The organism is Thermoproteus sp. CP80 (assembly GCF_002077075.2).
GTDB lineage: Archaea > Thermoproteota > Thermoprotei > Thermoproteales > Thermoproteaceae > Thermoproteus.
Genome location: NZ_LCWM02000001.1, coordinates 68,391 through 86,265, shown reverse-complemented (window position 1 = coordinate 86,265; position 17,875 = coordinate 68,391). Strand labels below are relative to the sequence as shown.

The window sequence follows — 17,875 nt, the reverse complement described above, 5'->3', positions numbered from 1 at the left end:
GAGCCGCCTCCGGCGTCGAGCGGGTCGGGGTCCGCCGCGCGGGGCCTCGTGCGAAAGGGAACTCCGCGGCGGTCAAGGCGGTGGAGCAGAGGCTTGCCCACAGACCTTACGGCGACGGCGGCGTCGCAGGCGTCGGCCCACGCCGCCCAGACCCGTTCCCATCCCGGCTAGAGGACCCTTTGAGGCGATACGCCGGCTACGCTCGACAGAATTGTTTGATACGCGCGTCATATTGGAATCAATGAATAAAACCATGGGGCGTAGCTAAGCCATGGCCTACTCGCCGGGCCTGGAGGGCGTCGTGGTGAAGGAGAGCGAGATCTGCCTAATCGACGTCGAGAACTCTAAGATCTACTACCGCGGCTACGACCTCGAGGAGCTTGCGGAGAGGTCCAGCTTCGAGGAGACGGCGTATCTGTTGATCTACGGCAGGCTCCCCGGGGCCTCCGAGCTGGCCGAATTCAAGCGGCTTCTGGCGTCGATGAGGAGGCCGCCGGACTACGTCGTCTCGGTGATGAGGGCGTTGCCGCGCGGCGCGGAGCCGATAGACGTGTTGAGGACGGCGGTCTCGGCCATGGCCCTCGGCGAAGATCTGGCGGATAGGTCCCGCGAGGCGGAGCTGAGGAGAGGCCTCGCCGCGATGGCCGCGATGCCCTATATAGCCGCCAACTGGGATAGGCTCAGGCGGGGCCTCGACGTCGTGGACCCGCCCGCCGAAAGCCAGGCCGAGTACTTCCTGAGGATTCTGAGGGGCGGCGACCCCACCCCCCTGCAGATAAGGGCCATGGACGCCATGATGGTGATATACGCGGAGCACAGCATGAACAACAGCACGTTCACGGCGGTCTCCGTCGCCTCGACCCTCAGCGACATGTACGCCGCCTTGACGGCGGCCTTGGCCAGCCTCAAGGGGCCTCTCCACGGCGGGGCCAACGTGGATGCGGCGAAGATGATAGAGGAGATCGGGTCGCCCGAGGAGGTGCCGCGGTGGGTCGACTCGGCTCTGGCTTCGGGCAGGAGGATCCCCGGGTTCGGCCACAGGATATACAAGAGGGGGCCCGACCCCAGGCTCAAGGTCCTGAGGAAGCTCGCCGAGGCCCTGGCCAAGGAGTCCGGGGACTCGGGGCCCTACGAGGTGGCCAGGAGGCTCGAGGAGTACGTCCACTCCAAGCTTTCGGGGAAGGGCATATTCGCCAACACGGACCTCTACGCCTCCGTGATATTTAGATATCTCGGCCTGCCCACAGACCTGAACCTGCCCGCCTTCGCCATGTCGCGAGCGGCCGGCTGGATAGCGCACGTGCTCGAGTACAGGTCGAGGAACCGGCTGATAAGGCCGACCGAGAGGTACGTGGGCCCCGTCGGGCTGAGGTACGTCCCCCTCCCCGAGAGGGGCGGCCTCGGCGGGGGTATATAAACTTACATAGACCGCGCGGCCGGGCTTCCCCAGGGCGCCTCGAGGCAGGGGGCCTCCCTCACCTACGGCGTGGTTTATATCAAGGGCGCCGGGTTTCGGAGATTACCGGCGTATTTATGGGGGTCAATTTTATATACTCGCCAGCATCCCCCTCCATGCGGGGGGACGCCGGGGCGGAGACCATAGTGATCGGACGCCACGTGTACGGCAACCTCTACGACTGCGATAGGGAGCTCCTCCGAGACGAGACGCGGCTCATACAGATAGTCAGGAATGCGGCCAAGATAGCCAACGCCACGCTCGTCTCGGTGAACACGTATAAATTCGGCGTGAACAGCGGCCTCACGGTCTTCGCCATAGTGGCTGAGAGCCATATATCCATACATACATGGCCTGAACACGGCTTCGCCACGGTCGACGTCTACACCTGCGGAAATACGGACCCGGAGGCGGCGTTTAACTACATAGCGAGGGAGCTTAACGCCCAGAGGGTCGAGGTATTTCGCGGCGATAGATCGCTGAGGAGATAGCACTTAAAAATTGGGATTTTTAGTTCCGCCATGTCGGAGACGTTTAAAGCCGCTTTTCTAGAGATAGCGAATTTTATTCTACAATCGTTGAATAAGCTCGACTTAGATAGTATAGCGAAATTTACAGATCTTCTAGTATCTGCATATAACGATGAAAGGGCCGTCTTGGTGGTCGGCATGGGCCGCAGCGGGCTCGTCGCCAGGGGGTTCGCCATGAGGTTGCGCCACCTCGGGATACACTCCTACGTGCTGGGCGAGACCATCACGCCGCCGGTCAGGAAGGACGACATAGTGGTGGCGATTTCGGGCAGCGGGACGACGCAGATAGTGGTGGCCGCCGCCGAGGCCGCAAAGAAGATGGGCGCCGTAGTTGTCGCCATAACCACCTACATGGATTCCCCCTTGGGCAAACTCGCCGACATAGTCCTCTTCGTGCCGGGCAGGACCAAGGTGGCGGTCATGGACGACTACTTCGCGAGGCAGGTGCTGGGCCTCCACGAGCCCCTCTCGCCTCTCGGCACCTTGTTCGAGGACACCGCCATGGTGGTGCTGGACGCCGTTGTGGCCGACCTAATGAAGCAGTTAGGCAAGAACGAACAGGACTTGGCCAGGAAACACGCTAATATTGAGGTGCCTTAACCTCCGTGTGATGACGACGGTGTGTGGCGAAGATGAGCGGTGGTGACAAATCTGAACCAACCCGCCTTCGGACGGCTACCTCCCCTTGATAGCCTCTATGTCTTCATCCTCAATCTTGACGTTATATCGGAGGAGGAGCTCCTCTAGGGCCGTCTCGACGACGTCGGAGCGGCTCCTGAAAAGCCCCAGCTCCACCAGGGCGTCGAGATTCTCAACCTGTCTATCGGGCAGATTGACCGAGACGACGACGAGCTTCCTGACGCCGTACTTCCTCCTCCTTCTGTCCCCCGCCCTCGCCATAGAGCTATCGATCCATAGTTTTTAATTTTTAATATCCCAATTCACCGACGCCGTGAGGATATTCGTGGGGGTGACCGGGGCTTCGGGGGCTGTATACGCCGTGAGGCTCCTCGAATACCTCCGCAAGCTGGACGCCGAGGTCCACCTATCGGTCTCCAGAACCGCCTGGAAGATAGTCAAGCACGAGGTGGGCGTGGATAGAAACTCCGTGGTCTCGCTCGCCGATTACTACTGGGAGGAGGACGACCTAGAGGCGCCGCCCGCCTCGGGCAGCTTCAAGATGGATGCGGTGGCCGTGGTTCCCTGCTCCACAAAGACCTTGGCCGCCATAGCCAACGGGATCACCACGAACCTCATAACCAGGGCGGCCGAGGTGGCCCTGAAGGAGAGGAGGAGGCTGGTCCTGGTCGTTAGGGAGTCGCCGCTGAGCCTGATCCACATAAGGAACATGGAGATGGCCACGGCGGCCGGCGCCGTGGTCATGCCGGCGTCGCCTCCGTTCTACCACAGGCCGAAGACCTTGGACGAGCTCATCGACTTCTTCGTGGGGAGGGTCCTAGACGCGTTGGGGCTTGAGCACGAGCTCATACAGCGCTGGGGTCGCGACAGGCTAAGGAAATAGGCTGTACACCAGGGGGACCACTATGGGCACGGCAAGGGTCAACACGACGCCGTTCACCACCGCAGGCACGACGGCCTCGGCCCCATACACGGAGCGGTACAGCGGCAGGGTGTTGTCCATCGTCGTCGCGCCGCCTATCGCCAGCGCCGCGTCGGGCCGCACCCGGCCTGCCAGAAGCGGCGTCAATACGAACGTCAGCTGCTCCCTGAAGAAGTTGGCGAGAAACCCCAGCGTCCCCAGGACGGCGTCGCCGGACGCCGAGAGCAGATAGGGACCTGTGAAGCTGTACCACCCCATCCCCACAGCCACCGCCGGGCTGACGCCAAGCCATAGATAGAAGGCCAGGCCCGCCGCCAGGCTCGAGGCAAGCGAGACGAGGGGCACCGCCGCGAGCCTCGGGCTCAGCCTCAGCCCCTTGAGCCGGCCTATGTCGGCGCCCGCCAGGAAGAGCAGTACCAGGAGTATGGGCTCTATGGCCGACGCGTAGGGCGCCTGGACGAAATAGCCCACGGCTATGCCCGCCAGGAGGGCCGACACCGCGACGGCCGACACCCTGGATCCCGACGGCGACTGGGCGCCTCGGCCTCGCGAGGACAGCGCAAACGGCAGCATGGATGCCAACGCCACAGACAGCGCGTAGCCGAGCGACAGCGCGACTATATAGCCCGCGTTGTCCACAACGACGTGCGCTCCCTCGGCCGAGGCCGAAAATATAACCGCCGCCACAACGGCCGTGAAGACGGCCGGGGGGACCCTCAGCCCGAGGCGTCTGCCCGCGAGGTATCCAAGCCCCATGGAGGCGATATATTGGGCCATCTCCGCCGCGAGCTCCATGGACCCGCGGCGTAAGTTGCTTTTATAGGTTGAATATGGTCATGAGACCCGGGGGGAGTAGGCCGAAACTAATCTTCTACATCTCGGCGGGAGGCGAGACGGTAACCAACGCCGACGTCGCCGAGGTGAGAATTTTCCTGAAACTAAGGAGGCCCAGGTGCAGGTCCTGCGGGTCGATCGTGGGGCCCGACAACGTGGGCTATCTCGGCGTCTATAGGGGAGTCGCCGCCGCGTACTGCTCCAGATGCGTGGAGGCCATGCTCGCCGAGATAGAGACCGCGTTAGCGTTATTAATGGGAAAGAAGGGGAGGTCGATGATTCAAGGGCTGCCGCTCCCGACCGATGACGAATAAGAACCCCAAATGATCTCGAGGACCTTCCTGAAGACCTCGAGGAACCTATCGCGCAGGTCCGCGGTCTCCTCCCTGCCCACCACGTTGCTTATCACCAACACGCAGGCCGTCTCGAAGCCTCTAAGCCAGCCCAGCATCATGGCGGCGGCGCATTCCATCTCCACCGCGACGGCTCCCCAGGACCTCCAGAGATCTACCGCGCCTGCCTCAGCGTAGAACGCGTCGCTGGACACAACGGGGCCTAGAACTGCGCCGAGGCTCCTCAGCCCCTCGTAGAGCCTGGCCGTGAGCACCGGGGATGGGGCCAACGGCGGACATGCGCCGTCCATATAGGCCGAGAAGATGCCGCCTTGGGCTGCCGCGGCCGCCGACGCCACGACCACGTCGCCTATCTTGAGATCCGCGAGGGCGCCCGCCGTCCCTATCCTCACGAAGCGCCGCATGCCCAGCATCTTGAGCTCCTCCATGGCTATGGCCGCCGAGGGGGCGCCGATCCCGTGGGCGACCACGGTCACCGGTATGTCCTTGAAGCGGCCTGTGTAGACCGGATATCTATGCATGTTGACGGGCCTGGCCCCTATCAAGCCCGCGAACAGCTCCGCCCTGGCCGGATCGCCCACGCCTATCACCGTCTCCGCCACGTCGCCCCGAGCCGCCCTTATGTGGTAGGGCATGGGCCTCCAGACACTCCAAAAATATAAGGATGATGAGGACGGCAGTCTCCTCAGCGGCCTACTCCACCTTTATTTCGAAGCCCTTCTTGGACTTGTCCTTCTTCTCGAGCTCGACTACGAGCACGCCGTTTCTGTAGGAGGCCTTGGTCTTATCGGGTAGGACTTCCCCGGGGAGAGGTATCTCCTTGTAGTACTTCCTGTCCTTTCCGACTGCGCTCACCACGAGGGTCCTGTTGTCGTCGCCGAGGCGAACCTTTATGTCGTCCTTATCGACGCCGGGCATCTCAACGACCACCTTTATCTTGCCCTCATCCTCGACCACGTCCGTGAGGGGCTCTATCTCGTCCACCACCTCTATCGAGCCCTCCCTTCTGCTCTTCACGTTGCCGAACTCCCTCACCACGGGCTTGCCGTCGGGGCCCATGGTTATCTCGAAGCCGTAGTAGTAAAACCTCGGCTTGCCCCTGCCTTGATACCTCGGCTCGGCGAACCTCTGGAACTCCTCGTCTATCTGTCTCTCCAGCTCCTCGAAGAACCTCTGCCACCTCTTCATTATCCTGTCGAACTCGTCGAACACCGACATGTCTTTCTTTCTATCTCTAGGGATAAAAGCCTTTCTTCGCAAGACTTTTATAGACCGACCCCCGTGGTCACTATGGCTGACGAGGTTGTGCTACGCATCTTTGAGGCGAAGTCTAGAGACGTCGGGCGCTCTATCGTGAGGATACCCATAAGGATCATGAAGAGGCTGGGCGTGGAGCCCGGCGATTACATCGAGATCGTGGGGAGGAAGTCGGCCTACGCCCAGGTCTGGCCGGCCTACCCCGAGGATGAGGACAAGGATATAATCCGGATGGATGGGATGATCAGGCAGAACGCCGGCGTGGGCATCGGCGACACCGTCAAGGTGAGGAGGATCTCCCTGAGGCCCGCCCAGAGGGTCGTGCTGGCCCCCACGGAGCCGGTGAGGGTAGACCCCGAATACCTCAAGAAGCAGATCCTTCTGGGCAAGCCCGTCACGCGGGGCCAGGCCATCGACGTGCCGTTCTACGGAGGATCCATAAGGTTCGTCGTGGTGCAGGTACAGCCAGGCCCCGCGGCCTACGTCTCGGTGGACACGGAGGTAACCGTCAGGGAGGAGCCGGTCAAGGAGGCCGAGCTGACCATACCGAGGGTCACCTGGGAGGATATTGGGGATCTGGAGGAGGCTAAGCAGAAGATCAGGGAGCTCGTGGAGCTCCCTCTGCGCCATCCGGAGCTGTTCAAGCATCTGGGCATAGAGCCCCCTAAGGGCATCCTCCTCTTCGGGCCTCCCGGCACCGGCAAGACCCTGCTGGCCAAGGCCGTGGCCAACGAGGCCAACGCCTACTTCATCGCCATAAACGGGCCGGAGATCATGTCGAAGTACTACGGCGAGTCGGAGGCGAAGCTGAGGGAGATATTCGACGAGGCGAAGAAGAACGCCCCGGCCATAGTCTTCATCGACGAGATAGACGCCATAGCGCCCAAGAGGGAGGAGGTCACGGGCGAGGTGGAGAAGAGGGTCGTGGCGCAGCTCCTCACCCTCATGGACGGGCTGCAGGAGAGGGGGCAGATAGTGGTGATAGGCGCCACGAACCGCCCCGACGCCGTGGACCCCGCCCTGAGGAGGCCCGGAAGATTCGACAGGGAGATCCAGATACCGATGCCCGACAAGAGGGCCCGCAGGGAGATTCTGCAGGTCCACACCCGCAACATGCCGCTGTGCACCAGCGAGGACGTGAAATCCAAGGTGTGCGTAGCCGGCGACGAGGTGGATTTGGACAAGATCGCCGAGATGACCCACGGCTATACGGGGGCCGACATAGCGGCCCTGGCCAAGGAGGCCGCCATGTCCGCCTTGAGGAAGGCTATCTCCAAGGGGCTTATAGACCTCGACCAGGAGAGCATACCGCCCGACGTCCTCAGCAAGCTCAAGGTGGGCATGGGCGACTTCATGGAGGCGATGAAGTTCGTCCAGCCCACCGTCCTGAGGGAGGTCATCATCGAGGTGCCCGAGGTGCGCTGGAGCGATATAGGCGGCTACGAGGACATAAAGCAGGAGCTGAGGGAGATAGTGGAGTGGCCCATGAAGTATAGGGCCTATTTCGACGAGCTCGGCGTGGAGCCGCCCAGGGGCATACTTCTGTACGGCCCTCCGGGGGTCGGCAAGACCATGTTCGCCAAGGCTGTGGCGACCGAGTCGGGCGCAAACTTCGTGGCTGTCAGAGGACCTGAGGTGTTGAGCAAGTGGGTCGGCGAGTCTGAGAAGGCGGTTAGGGAGATATTCAAGAGGGCCAGGATGGCCGCTCCCTGCGTCGTCTTCTTCGACGAGATAGACTCGATAGCTCCGGCGAGGGGCTCGCGGCTCGGCGACTCGGGCGTCACAGACAGGATAGTCAACCAGCTGCTGGCCGAGATGGACGGAATAGGGGCCTTGAGGAACGTGGTGGTGATGGCCGCGACGAACAGGCCCGATATCTTGGATCCGGCGCTCCTCAGGCCGGGGAGGTTCGATCGCATAATCTACGTGCCTCCGCCAGACGACAAGGCCAGGCTCGAGATACTCAAGGTCCACACAAGGCGCGTGAAGCTGTGCGACGAGGCTGCGGCCAAGGACGGCAGATGCAGTAAGGAGGACGTCGTCGACATCGCCGAGCTGGCCAAAAGGACCGAGGGGTATACGGGCGCCGATATAGCGGCCTTGGTGAGGGAGGCCGCCATGCTCGCCCTGAGGGAGACCATAAGGGAGAGGGCCGGATCCGCCAGGCCGGTCTCGGCACGGCACTTCGAGGAGGCGCTTAGGCGCATACCGCCCTCGCTGACTAAGGACGACGTGAGGCTCTACGAGGAGATGTCCAGGCGGATAAAGAGGGCCGTCGCCGTCGGGATCTAGACGTTGCGTTCGTAGACCTCCCTCTTCTTGACGTATTCATCCACTCTGGATATCTCCCTCGCAGGGACTCCGGCGACCACAGCGCCGGGCGGGACGTCCCTCGTCACCACCGCCCCTGCTGCCACGACGGCGCGCTCGCCCACCTCGACGCCGGCGACCAAGGTGACGTTGGCTCCCACAACCGCGCCTCTCCTTATCACGACGGGGTCCAGCCTCCTGCTCGGCGGATATTTGTCGTTGGTTATCACGGCGTTGGGCCCTATGAAGACGTCTTCCTCTATCACCGTGCCGTTGGGTATATACGCCATTGACTGTATCCACGCGTTCCTCCCTATCCTCACGCCCTTCTCGACGATCGAGCCGGTGCCGATCCTCACCCCGTCGCCCACAACCGTATCCTCTCTGATCAAGACGTTGTGGCCGAGCTCGACCCCGGAGCCCAGCACGGCCCTTTCGTAGACGACGGACCCGCTCCTCAATATCGCCCTTTCGCCTATCCTGGAGCCCTCGCTTATATCGTCGAGGGACTTGAAGTCGCCGAGTATTTTCGACCTAGTGGGATAGCCCACTATGACCGCGTCGACGAAGGCCCCCTCGCCGATAGACGAAGGGCCCAGTATCACGGCGCCGGCGTCCACGTACTTAGCCCTCACCGTCGCCCTCGCCGATCTGAACCCCATGGCTATACATCAAGTATTTAAGGATAGCAACACAGACGGCAGTGGCGGATCTATCCCCCGAGGACATACTCCAGGACGTCTTGAGGGAGCTGGTCGAGATAAGGAGGGGGATGGAGGCCCTCTCGAGGCAGATGGCCGAGGCGGCCTCGAAGATGGAGGCGAAACAGGCCCCCCAGCCCCCTCCGGCGCAGCCCAACGTGGAGATAGCCGTCTCGAAGATGCAGGAAGCCGCCGAGCGCATAGATGCCGTGATCCAGAAGGCCCTCGAGGAGCTCGCATATCAGAGGGAGATACTGCTCGAGGAGCTGAGGAGGAGGGACGCGCTCTGCGAGGCCCTGCTCGAGCGGGTCGCGTCGCTGCAGGGCTATCTGGAGAAGGCGCAGTCTGGCAGATGAGCGGGGCCCGGGCCGCCGCGCAGGCCGCCAGTGGCCGTAAACAATATAAAGCAGTCGTGGAGGACGCTCGTGTTTAGGAGGGAGGACGCCAGGCGGCTGGACGACGCCATAGCCAGAATAGACAGCGCCTTGAGCTCCCTCAACGCCAGCGTGAGCGAGCTGAGGGGCTCCATACCGCCAGACCTCAGGGGGAGTCTGCTGGACATAAAGAAGTCTGTGGACGGGCTCTCCAACGTCATCTCCAGAAGCGTGAAGGATCTCGTGGAGGGCGTGGCCAGGCTCAACGATATAGTCAACGGCATGAGGGACGTCGCGTCGCGCCGGAAGGAGCTGCTGGACGTCGCGGACCAGCTGAAGTCGGCCGCGGCCCAGGTCGCGTCGGCCGCAGACGCCTTGGCCAAGTCCCTAGGCTCCATAGACGGTCTGGCGGCAAAGCTGGGCGAGGCGTCCTCCACCCTCGAGGCGCTGAACAACGCGTCGGGCCAGATCAGAGCCATAGCGTCCTCGATGCTGGAGCTGTCAAAGGACCTCACGGCGAGGCTCCAGGACTACGAGAACAAGCTGAAGCAGTTGGCCTACAGGGAGGCCGAGCTGAAGACCAGGGAGGAGGCCCTCAAGAAGAAGGAGGGCGAGCTGGAGGATTTGGCGCAGAATCTGAAGAAGCTGGCGGCGCTTTCCTCCTCAGCCCAGCCTCTATTCGACGACCTCAGGAACATGTTGGGCAGATACGCCTCCATGCTGCAGGAGCTGGAGGAACGCGAGAGGGCGTTGAAGGCCAGGGAGGAGGAGGTGATCAGGCGCGATCTGGACCTCAAGAAGATGCAGCAGGAGCTGGAGGCTAAGAGGCTCGAGCTGGAGCAGAGAGAGGCCAGGGCCAGGGAGCTGGAGGCCAGGGGCAGGGAGGCTGAGGCAAAGCTACAGGAGCTCGAGAGGAGGAGGGCCGAGCTCGAGAAGCTCCAGCAGGACATAGAGGCCGGGAAGAAGGAGCTGGAGGACCTCGTGGCCAAATACAAAAACGTCGAGGAGGCCCTTAGGCAGAAGGAAGCCGAGTACTCCAAGCTGGAGGACTACGTCAGGAGGAAGGAAATGGAGCTGATGGACGGGCTGGCGCCCTTCGCGAGGAGGCTCATAGAGGAGGAGTCGCGTTTAGCCCAGTGGCAGAAGAGGCTCCTGGAGCAGGAAAGAGAGATCCTCTCCTTCTACAGATCGCTACTGCTGAGAGAAGCCGCCGTCGCCGAGATCAAGAACAGGCTGGATGAATGTAGGAAAAGGCTGGAGGAGCTGGAGGGAAAAAGTCAGGGGAGCTGAAATAGTCAAAAGGACGGGGGTTAATCCGAGCCTCCCAGTCGGCCTGTTCATTTCACGAGCTTCTCCAACAATACTCTCTCGTACTTACGCCGCGAAGACCGTAGGCGCTATGTGCGCCACTATGAGGTAGCCCAGGACCACTAGCGACATGGCGAACATCACGACCAGCAGAGCTCTTACCGACTTCAGCTCGGCCGCCTCCCACTCACTCGTCACTATGTCCAGCGCCGCCGCGGCGTCGCGGATGCCCAGGAGGAACAGGGCTATGTCTATCGCGGCGAGGGCGACGTATATGGGGAGCGCCAGCGGCGCCGCTAGGCTCTTGGCCGCCAGAGCCGCCACGAGCGCGGCGAGCGAGAATATCACCGAGGCTACGGCGAATTTCACAAGGCCTCGTGGCGCGACATACTTAAATGTTGTCCTTATTTCCTCGGGGATGGGCGGAGGCGATGATGGTGGCGCTCTACTTGTTGATAAACTCGACGCTGTCGTTGATACAAGTGCCCTATGTCCCGTATACCTTCAGCACGTACCTAGGCGGCTGCGCCAACGTCACCGCGTATCTGGACCCGCTGTCGGGATACGGCATAAGCTCCATATATGTGGTGGACCAGTACGGAGACATCCGGAGGGCCTTGCTCGCGCCCTACAGCACGCCGACCTACGCCGCCGGCCGTATCTGCGGCGCGTTTCTGTCCATAGTGGTTGACAGATGGAGGGCCGTGGGGCCGTTGATACCTGTCTCCTACGGCGCCAGCGAAACCTACGCGCTCATAGGCACGGTCCAGCTCAACGTGACCGACGGCGCCTTGATCGAGGTGAAATCCCTCTACAGGCCCAACGTCACGGGGTCCTTCCTATACAAGATAGAGGACCAAAGCGCCATGGGGGTATACCTCGTGGGATATCTGGCCTACGGCACCCAGATAACCATATCCGGCTACGGGCTTGTCAACGTCACCCGGATCTCCCTCTCCTCGAGGGCTCCCGACTACTACGTATACGTGCCGGAGCCAGGCGTCAACCTGTCGGGAGGCTATCCGGCGCCCATATCGGGCCTGAGGTTCGCGCCGTCCCAGATCTACGTCTTGGGCAAGCCCACGGTGGTGGTGAGCCAGGTCCGGATACCGGTGGTGGGCCAATGCGGCGGGGTTGCCTACGTCTCGGACCCCCTGGCGAGGCCCGTCTCCGTGGTGGTGCAGCTGGACGACGGGGAGACCTACACCCTGGAGAGCCCGGAGTTCCCCAAGGCGATCAACACGACGTTGCTGATGGGCGTCAACGCCACAGATCTCGCCGGGACTCCGCTCTCGGACTACAACGTCACGGTGTACCCGACGACGGCCGACGGGGCGCCGGTCGGGAGGTGCCTCGTATACGGCGCGGCCTACTACGTCGCGGTCGTGTTGGGCAACTCGACGATCTACTACCCGGCGGCCCTCGAGGGCGGATACCTCGTGGCCCGGACCGACATAGTGAGGCCCAGAGTGGCGGTCTACGGGTGGGGGGTCGGGGCCGTGTCGCCCGAGCTGGCTAGGGCGGGCTCGAACGTCACCGTCGCCGTATACCTCAACGGGACCGCGATAGCCAGATACGTCGTCAGGGCCCAGCCGGTTATATCCATAAACGACACAGGCCTCGCTGAGGCGGTCCACGTCGTCGACATCATGGGGAGCCCTCTGGGCGACTTCGAGATCGCGATGGGCAACCTGACCTTCAGAGGGGCTCAGGGAGCCGCGGTGGTGATACCTGTTTCCAGCTTCGCCGTGGTTAAATACCGCGGCGTCGAGTACACGGTACAGCTGAGCCCGACGATAAAGCTGCCCGTCCTCACCGAGGGCAGTCTGCTCAAGATAGCGGCCGCGGCGGGGGCCGCAGGCGCGTCCACCGCCCTGGCGCTCTCGGCTAGAGGAAGCAATAAAAGAGAGGAGCGGGAGGAGACCGTGGAGGTGTGATGAGCGCGTGCCGCGCGACCAATGAGCGGGTCTTCGATCGCTGAAATCTTTTTATTGACATAACAGCTGGAAGCCGATGATACTCCAAACCGCTACCGCAGGAAACAGCATGTGGTATTGGATAGTCACCACAATAGTGTGGTTCATGGCCATATACATCTATCAGGAGTTCTACTATATACAGAGGCCGCTTTGGCAGATAGGCGGCTTTCTGTCGTATCTGGGCCAGATGATAAGGACCGCCTCCAACGATGTGGGGAGCTATCTGGAGCGCCTGAAGAGACAGGGCGTGGGCCGGAGGGACGTCGACGAGGTGATCAGACGCATGTTGGACTTCACGGTGATACCGCCGACGGGCCTCGACCCCTTCGGCATAGTCCCCAAGTACAAGAACATACTTAACGCCTACGAGACCGCCTCCGAGTCGGAGGTGGCCAGGCTGGTCGGCGACAACTCCACAGCGGTCAAAAACGCCTCGACGGCGCTGGAGGCGCTGAGGGAGATCAACTACCTCTACAAGGTCGTGGACCACTACTACAGGATAGCCAAGAAGTACAAGCTGTACGTCTACGCCATGCAGCTGTCGATGCTGTTGCCTCTGCTTAAGGAGGTGTCCGACGCGCTGAACGGCGCGGTTACCGCCTTCATGAAGGGCATTCCCGTGGGCGACAGCGCAGGCCCGCTGGTGGCCTACAACGTGGCGCGCGTCTGCTCCCAGTCGGTGGCCCACGACGGCATTAAGGACACCTCGATCGTCGAGTGCGACCTCGCGGGGAGGAGGCTGTATATAGTCAAGGCCAAGGGCCCCGGGAGCACGGTCGGGAGGCCCGACGAAGGCGTCGAGTACGTCTTCGAGAAGCTGGGGGCCAAGCCCAAGTACGTAATCACCGTCGACGCGGCCCTCAAGCTGGAGGGCGAGGAGACCGGCGAGGTGGCCGAGGGCGTCGGCGTGGCCATGGGCGGCATAGGCGCCGAGAAGTTCAACATAGAGAGCGTGGCGACTAAGTACGGAGTGCCTCTATACGCCTTCCTGATAAAGATGAGGGAGGCCGAGGCCTTGACCTCCATGACGAAGGAGATATACGACGCGGTCCAGACCGTGAGCAAACGCGTCGTCGACTTCATAAAGGAAAAGGTGCAGCCGGGCGAGTCGGTTCTGCTCATCGGCGTGGGCAATACCGTAGGCGTGGCCCAGTAAACCCCGGCTTGTTGCCGTCCCTCGTAAACGCCGCATAAACCTAATGGGATTAGCGCCGGACCGATTCAAAAATCCGCCGACTTGGGCGGGTCAGACCTTGTACACCAACAACGCGAACGCCGCGGTCAGGACAGCCATCAGCCCGAAGACCGCCGGCGGGCTGTCCGCTAGCGGTAGCTGTATGTTCATGCCGTATATGCTGGAGATCAATATGGCGGGAAGCGCCACCGTGCTTATCAGCGTCATCCGCTTCATGGAGCTGTTTATCGAGTTCTGCAGCTGCGAGATGTAGAGGAGCCGCAGGTCGAGGAGGGCCCTCCTCAAGGCGTGCGCCCTCCGCGCCGCCGATCTGACGACCTCCAGCGTCCGCTGCCTGATTAGGCCGAGCCTGCGGAGTCTGGCCGAGAGCGCGCGGAGCGAATACGCGTGGACGTGGAGCGAATGGACCAGGTAGGAGGCGTTGTATAGCTCCAGGGGGTCCACGCGCTCGTCGGCCTCCAGCCGGTATTCTATCTTGTCTAGCCTGGCCTCCACGGCATCTGCGGCGTCCAACAACGCGCCGGCCACGGCGCGGTCCAGCGAGGGGAATTTTGCCGCCTCCACGGGCTGTCCGTTGCCGTCGACCCTCATGACCACCTCTTCCTCAAGTATGTCGTCCTCCTTGAGCGTCACCAGGGGGAACTCGACCACGTAGATCCCGCCCTCCTCGGAGATCGCGTACATGTCCCGAGGTGCGGCGGCTTTTTAATCGGTTCCGCGCCGTCGGCCCGTCGGGCGGGCACGGCGGCGGAGATAGTTTTAAATGCGGAATGTGGTGGAGGCATGGCACCGCCTTTAAATAAGGTCTCTGATTACATCTGGGAGATACCTAATACGTACAAGCAGTGCATGAGGGTGCCGGTGAGGGTTTTCGCGGACAGCGCGCTCCTCGAGAAGATGAAGACTGACATGACGCTGGAGCAGGGGGCCAACGTGGCGTGTCTGCCTGGCATCTATAAATACAGCATAGTGCTGCCCGACGGCCATCAAGGCTACGGCTTCCCCATCGGCGGCGTCGCGGCCGTGGACGCCGAGGAGGGAGTCATATCGCCGGGCGGGATAGGGTACGACATAAACTGCGGCGTCCGCGTCCTGCGGACCAATTTGACCGAGAGGGACGTGAGGCCGAAGCTCAAGGAGCTCGTGGACGAGATCTTTAGGCTGGTGCCGCCGGGCGTCGGCGAGACGGGCCATCTGAGGCTCTCCGTCTCTGAGTTCGAGAGGGCCATAGCCGAGGGCGTGGAGTGGGCCGTCTCAAAGGGCTTCGGCTGGCCCGAAGACAAGGAGTTCATAGAGCAGAGGGGGTCTTGGGATCTGGCCGACCCCAGCAAGGTGTCCGAGAGGGCTAAGAACAGGGGGAAGGACCAGCTGGGCACCCTCGGCTCGGGCAACCACTTCCTCGAGATACAGGTGGTCGACAAGATATTCGACGAGAAGGCCGCCAGGACCATGGGCATAGAGCAGGAGGGGCAGATACTCGTCATGATACACACGGGGAGCAGGGGGTTCGGGCACCAGGTTGCCACCGACTACCTCATGGTAATGGAGAGGAAGATGAGGGAGTGGGGCCTCCGCCTGCCGGACCGCGAGCTGGCCGCGGCGCCTCTGAAGGACAGAGTCGCCGAGGACTACCTAAAGGCCATGGCCGCTGCGGCCAACTTCGCCTGGACGAACAGACAGATAATCATGCACTGGGTGAGGGAGGCCTTCAGGAGGGTCTTCGGCTCCATCGAGAAGGTGGGCCTCGAGATAGTCTACGACGTGGCCCACAACATAGCCAAGCTCGAGAGCCACGAGGTGGACGACAAGGGGACCGTGAGAAAGGTCTGGGTTCACCGCAAGGGCGCCACCCGCGCCTTCCCGCCGGGCCATCCGGAGATACCGGCTAAGTACAGAGAGGTGGGGCAGCCCGTGTTGATACCGGGCTCCATGGGCAGCGCCTCCTGGATCTTGGTGGGCACCCACGACGCGATGAAGATAACCTTCGGCACTGCGCCTCACGGCGCCGGCCGCATGCTCAGCAGAGAGGCCGCCATAAGGTCCTTCCCGCCGCAGAGGGTGAGGTCCGAGCTGGAGAAGAGAGGGATAATAGTCAGAAGCGCCGAGACGGAGGTCATAAGCGAGGAGGCCCCCGAGGCCTACAAGAACGTCGACCTCGTCGTCGAGACCGCCCATCAGGTCGGCTTCGCCAAGAAGGTCGTCAGGCAGAGGCCCATAGGCGTCGTCAAGGGCTGACGTGCCCAAGGCGGTCTTTCTGCTGTCTGACAACGATCTCGCCAGGGCGTATCACGCGCTCACGGTGGCCATAACGGCCAGGTCGGCCGGCTACGACGTATATCTATTCACAACTGGCCTGGGGATATACATATTTTCGCGCAAGCCGAGGACGAGGCTGATCGGAATCCCGGCGTTAGCCAGATGGTACGTTGCGAGGAGCCTCAAGAGGCTGGGGGCCAAGCCGCTGGAGGAGCTGGCTCGCGACGCGTTGAAGATGGGCATCGTGGTCTACGTCGATGAGCCGGTGGCCAAGATGCTCGGCGTAGAGCCGATAGAGGGGGTCAAGTACGCCGGCGCCCTCAGCTTCCTCGCCCTCAGCAAAGACGCCGACCTAGTGCTCACGTTCTGACGGCCTCCTCAACACCACCTCCACGCCGTCCGGCCCCTCGCCGGCGGACACCACCTCCAGCCCGAGGAGCCCGGCCGAGTTCTTGATATCCTCAAGGACGTAGCGCCATCTGCTGGCCACCACGGCGCTTTCGCCCGGGGAGATCTCGACCGCCAGCCTGGACAGCACCATCCCGAGCTCGGGACAGGGCCCCTTGACCTCATACCGCCGCATGTAGAATACGTTTCCCATATTTAAGGGAGCGGCTCCAGCTCCTCCAGGGCGTCTGGGTCGAGCCTGATCTTGCCTATACGTATCTCGTCGAAGTTCTCCGTGGACGCGTATAGCTCGACCCCCTCGCGGCCGATCTTCTCCACCACGCCGTATCCCGCGAGCCTGCCCCCTCTGTAGAGGCCGGCGAATATGTGCCGCAGGTAATCCCGGGGGACGACGTAGTCGCGTCCCCTGCCCTCCGGCCCCTCGACGTCCCCGGGCCTGTATCTGCCCCAGGGACAGGACAGCGCGCCGTCCCAGCCACATACCGACAGCGCATCTGCGGGCGCCGTCAGCCTGGCGGTCAACCTCACGTGCCTTCTGTACGAGAGGTTTCGCGAGGCTCTGCGGTCCTGCGGGCTCCGCGGGAGGACGTACCTAGGCCTGGTCACCGACAGGCCCGGCAACACGCGGTCGCCCAGGTTCACCACCGCGGCGTCGGCCGCGTCGGCCAAGGCTCTGAGCATCTGCACGCCGCGCCCCGACGTCCAGCCCGGCGTGTTTATCACGACGAGCCTCTGCGCCCCCAGCCTCCTGAGGCACCGCGCGACGCCAGCCACCAGCATCTCCTCCACTCCCTGCAGATTGACGGAGCCCACGTAGTAGCCGTCTGCGGGATCCAGCTCCGATATGTGGGGGACCTGCCTCCGCGAGCAGGCACACGACACGAAGCCCGGAGGCCCTACGTCGGACTGGCCCACGTCGGCGTCTATCACGCAGACCTCGCCCGCCTCCACGTTGGCGTTCAGCATAGGTCGACAAACTGCTTTTGCCCGAGTCGGCCGGGCCGACCAGCGCCACGACGCCCTCGAGCCGCAGATCCCAGTCCTGCGGCACCGCGGGCCCTTCGACGAACGCCGCCGAGCCGCCGTCGATCTTGAAGGCCGCGGGCCCCTCCACGGGATACTGCCTGAACGGAGGCACAGAGAACCTCCTGAAGATGCCGCCGAACACTCTGCAACCGTCGGCGCACTCCACCTCGGCGGGTCCTCTGACCAAGGCCGCACGCCCGGGCGGGACCTCGACGGAAAACACGCAGAACCAAGGGGGATTATATATAATGAGGCCTCCGCGGGCCGCCGGCCCCTAGGCCGGGTCGATCCGCGTCGATGCGGCGGCCGGAGCCCGGCCTCGCCACG

21 protein-coding genes are annotated in these 17,875 nt (G+C 62.6%); 12 read left to right on the top strand and 9 right to left on the bottom strand.

The genetic code is table 11. The annotated features are described in order from the left end of the window. The first annotated feature begins 271 nt into the window (after window positions 1-271). The 3 genes from B7L68_RS00455 to hxlB all read left to right on the top strand — a co-directional run bounded on the left by B7L68_RS00455 (window position 272) and on the right by hxlB (window position 2,586). A complete protein-coding gene (locus B7L68_RS00455) occupies window positions 272-1,417 on the top strand; it encodes a citrate synthase/methylcitrate synthase (protein ID WP_081245709.1) in 1,146 nt (381 codons plus the stop codon). 155 nt (window positions 1,418-1,572) lie between these two features. Then, window positions 1,573-1,947: an adenosylmethionine decarboxylase gene (speD, locus tag B7L68_RS00450; RefSeq protein ID WP_081245708.1), complete on the top strand. Its 375-nt coding sequence runs from the start codon at window positions 1,573-1,575 to the stop codon at window positions 1,945-1,947. Window positions 1,948-1,977: 30 nt separating this feature from the next. After that, window positions 1,978-2,586 (top strand): 6-phospho-3-hexuloisomerase, encoded by a 609-nt coding sequence (gene hxlB, locus B7L68_RS00445; RefSeq protein ID WP_081245707.1) that lies wholly within the window; start codon window positions 1,978-1,980, stop codon window positions 2,584-2,586. 75 nt (window positions 2,587-2,661) lie between these two features. Here the strand turns inward: hxlB and B7L68_RS00440 are convergent, their stop codons facing one another. Next, window positions 2,662-2,886, bottom strand: a complete 225-nt coding sequence (locus B7L68_RS00440; protein ID WP_081245706.1) for a ribbon-helix-helix domain-containing protein — start codon at window positions 2,884-2,886, stop codon at window positions 2,662-2,664. Window positions 2,887-2,938: 52 nt separating this feature from the next. On the opposite strand from B7L68_RS00440, the gene B7L68_RS00435 reads away from it, so the two are divergent. Beyond that, a complete protein-coding gene (locus B7L68_RS00435; protein WP_081245705.1) occupies window positions 2,939-3,508 on the top strand; it encodes a UbiX family flavin prenyltransferase in 570 nt (189 codons plus the stop codon). Here the strand turns inward: B7L68_RS00435 and B7L68_RS00430 are convergent. Next, entirely contained in the window at window positions 3,497-4,342 is an 846-nt protein-coding gene (locus B7L68_RS00430) for a lysine exporter LysO family protein (protein WP_081245704.1), read from the bottom strand. The two genes, B7L68_RS00435 and B7L68_RS00430, sit on opposite strands and share 12 nt — an antisense overlap. Window positions 4,343-4,377: 35 nt before the next feature. Between B7L68_RS00430 and B7L68_RS00425 the strand changes: the two genes are divergently transcribed. Continuing rightward, complete coding sequence (locus B7L68_RS00425) at window positions 4,378-4,695, top strand: hypothetical protein (protein ID WP_081245703.1); 318 nt, start codon at window positions 4,378-4,380, stop codon at window positions 4,693-4,695. Here the strand turns inward: B7L68_RS00425 and B7L68_RS00420 are convergent. Both B7L68_RS00420 and hsp20 read right to left on the bottom strand, forming a co-directional pair. Next, window positions 4,662-5,369: a purine-nucleoside phosphorylase gene (locus tag B7L68_RS00420; protein WP_081245702.1), complete on the bottom strand. Its 708-nt coding sequence runs from the start codon at window positions 5,367-5,369 to the stop codon at window positions 4,662-4,664. The genes B7L68_RS00425 and B7L68_RS00420 overlap by 34 nt on opposite strands. Window positions 5,370-5,427: 58 nt before the next feature. After that, window positions 5,428-5,952, bottom strand: a complete 525-nt coding sequence (hsp20, locus tag B7L68_RS00415; protein ID WP_081245701.1) for an archaeal heat shock protein Hsp20 — start codon at window positions 5,950-5,952, stop codon at window positions 5,428-5,430. A gap of 72 nt (window positions 5,953-6,024) precedes the next feature. Here hsp20 and B7L68_RS00410 point away from each other — a divergent pair, with 72 nt between their 5' ends. Further along, window positions 6,025-8,283, top strand: a complete 2,259-nt coding sequence (locus B7L68_RS00410) for a CDC48 family AAA ATPase (protein ID WP_081245700.1) — start codon at window positions 6,025-6,027, stop codon at window positions 8,281-8,283. On the opposite strand, the gene B7L68_RS00405 is transcribed toward B7L68_RS00410, so the two are convergent. Next, window positions 8,280-8,963: an acyltransferase gene (locus B7L68_RS00405; RefSeq protein ID WP_081245699.1), complete on the bottom strand. Its 684-nt coding sequence runs from the start codon at window positions 8,961-8,963 to the stop codon at window positions 8,280-8,282. The two genes, B7L68_RS00410 and B7L68_RS00405, sit on opposite strands and share 4 nt — an antisense overlap. A 41-nt stretch (window positions 8,964-9,004) precedes the next feature. On the opposite strand from B7L68_RS00405, the gene B7L68_RS00400 reads away from it, so the two are divergent. Both B7L68_RS00400 and B7L68_RS00395 read left to right on the top strand, forming a co-directional pair. Next, on the top strand, window positions 9,005-9,358 hold the full coding sequence (locus B7L68_RS00400; protein ID WP_081245698.1) for a hypothetical protein: 354 nt from the start codon (window positions 9,005-9,007) through the stop codon (window positions 9,356-9,358). Between the two features lie 69 nt (window positions 9,359-9,427). Continuing rightward, a complete protein-coding gene (locus tag B7L68_RS00395; protein ID WP_238136246.1) occupies window positions 9,428-10,666 on the top strand; it encodes a hypothetical protein in 1,239 nt (412 codons plus the stop codon). A gap of 84 nt (window positions 10,667-10,750) precedes the next feature. Here the strand turns inward: B7L68_RS00395 and B7L68_RS00390 are convergent, their stop codons facing one another. After that, entirely contained in the window at window positions 10,751-11,053 is a 303-nt protein-coding gene (locus B7L68_RS00390; protein ID WP_081245696.1) for a hypothetical protein, read from the bottom strand. Between the two features lie 62 nt (window positions 11,054-11,115). Between B7L68_RS00390 and B7L68_RS00385 the strand changes: the two genes are divergently transcribed. Then, window positions 11,116-12,621 carry a hypothetical protein gene (locus B7L68_RS00385; RefSeq protein WP_081245695.1) on the top strand — a complete coding sequence of 502 codons (1,506 nt, stop codon included), beginning with the start codon at window positions 11,116-11,118 and terminating at the stop codon, window positions 12,619-12,621. A 76-nt stretch (window positions 12,622-12,697) separates the two neighbouring features. After that, window positions 12,698-13,819, top strand: a complete 1,122-nt coding sequence (locus B7L68_RS00380; RefSeq protein WP_081245694.1) for a DUF1512 domain-containing protein — start codon at window positions 12,698-12,700, stop codon at window positions 13,817-13,819. A gap of 90 nt (window positions 13,820-13,909) precedes the next feature. Here the strand turns inward: B7L68_RS00380 and B7L68_RS00375 are convergent, their stop codons facing one another. Then, window positions 13,910-14,542, bottom strand: a complete 633-nt coding sequence (locus B7L68_RS00375) for a CorA family divalent cation transporter (RefSeq protein ID WP_081245693.1) — start codon at window positions 14,540-14,542, stop codon at window positions 13,910-13,912. 99 nt (window positions 14,543-14,641) lie between these two features. On the opposite strand from B7L68_RS00375, the gene B7L68_RS00370 reads away from it, so the two are divergent. Together B7L68_RS00370 and B7L68_RS00365 are read left to right on the top strand one after the other, a co-directional pair. Beyond that, window positions 14,642-16,093 carry an RtcB family protein gene (locus B7L68_RS00370; RefSeq protein ID WP_081245692.1) on the top strand — a complete coding sequence of 484 codons (1,452 nt, stop codon included), beginning with the start codon at window positions 14,642-14,644 and terminating at the stop codon, window positions 16,091-16,093. A 1-nt stretch (window position 16,094) separates the two neighbouring features. Continuing rightward, window positions 16,095-16,484 carry a DsrE family protein gene (locus B7L68_RS00365; protein WP_081245691.1) on the top strand — a complete coding sequence of 130 codons (390 nt, stop codon included), beginning with the start codon at window positions 16,095-16,097 and terminating at the stop codon, window positions 16,482-16,484. Here B7L68_RS00365 and B7L68_RS00360 read toward each other — a convergent pair. Beyond that, window positions 16,467-16,715, bottom strand: a complete 249-nt coding sequence (locus B7L68_RS00360) for a sulfurtransferase TusA family protein (protein ID WP_238136245.1) — start codon at window positions 16,713-16,715, stop codon at window positions 16,467-16,469. The two genes, B7L68_RS00365 and B7L68_RS00360, sit on opposite strands and share 18 nt — an antisense overlap. Window positions 16,716-16,717: 2 nt before the next feature. Next, window positions 16,718-17,488 carry a Clp1/GlmU family protein gene (locus tag B7L68_RS00355; RefSeq protein WP_369907384.1) on the bottom strand — a complete coding sequence of 257 codons (771 nt, stop codon included), beginning with the start codon at window positions 17,486-17,488 and terminating at the stop codon, window positions 16,718-16,720. Between the last annotated feature and the right edge of the window lie 387 nt (window positions 17,489-17,875).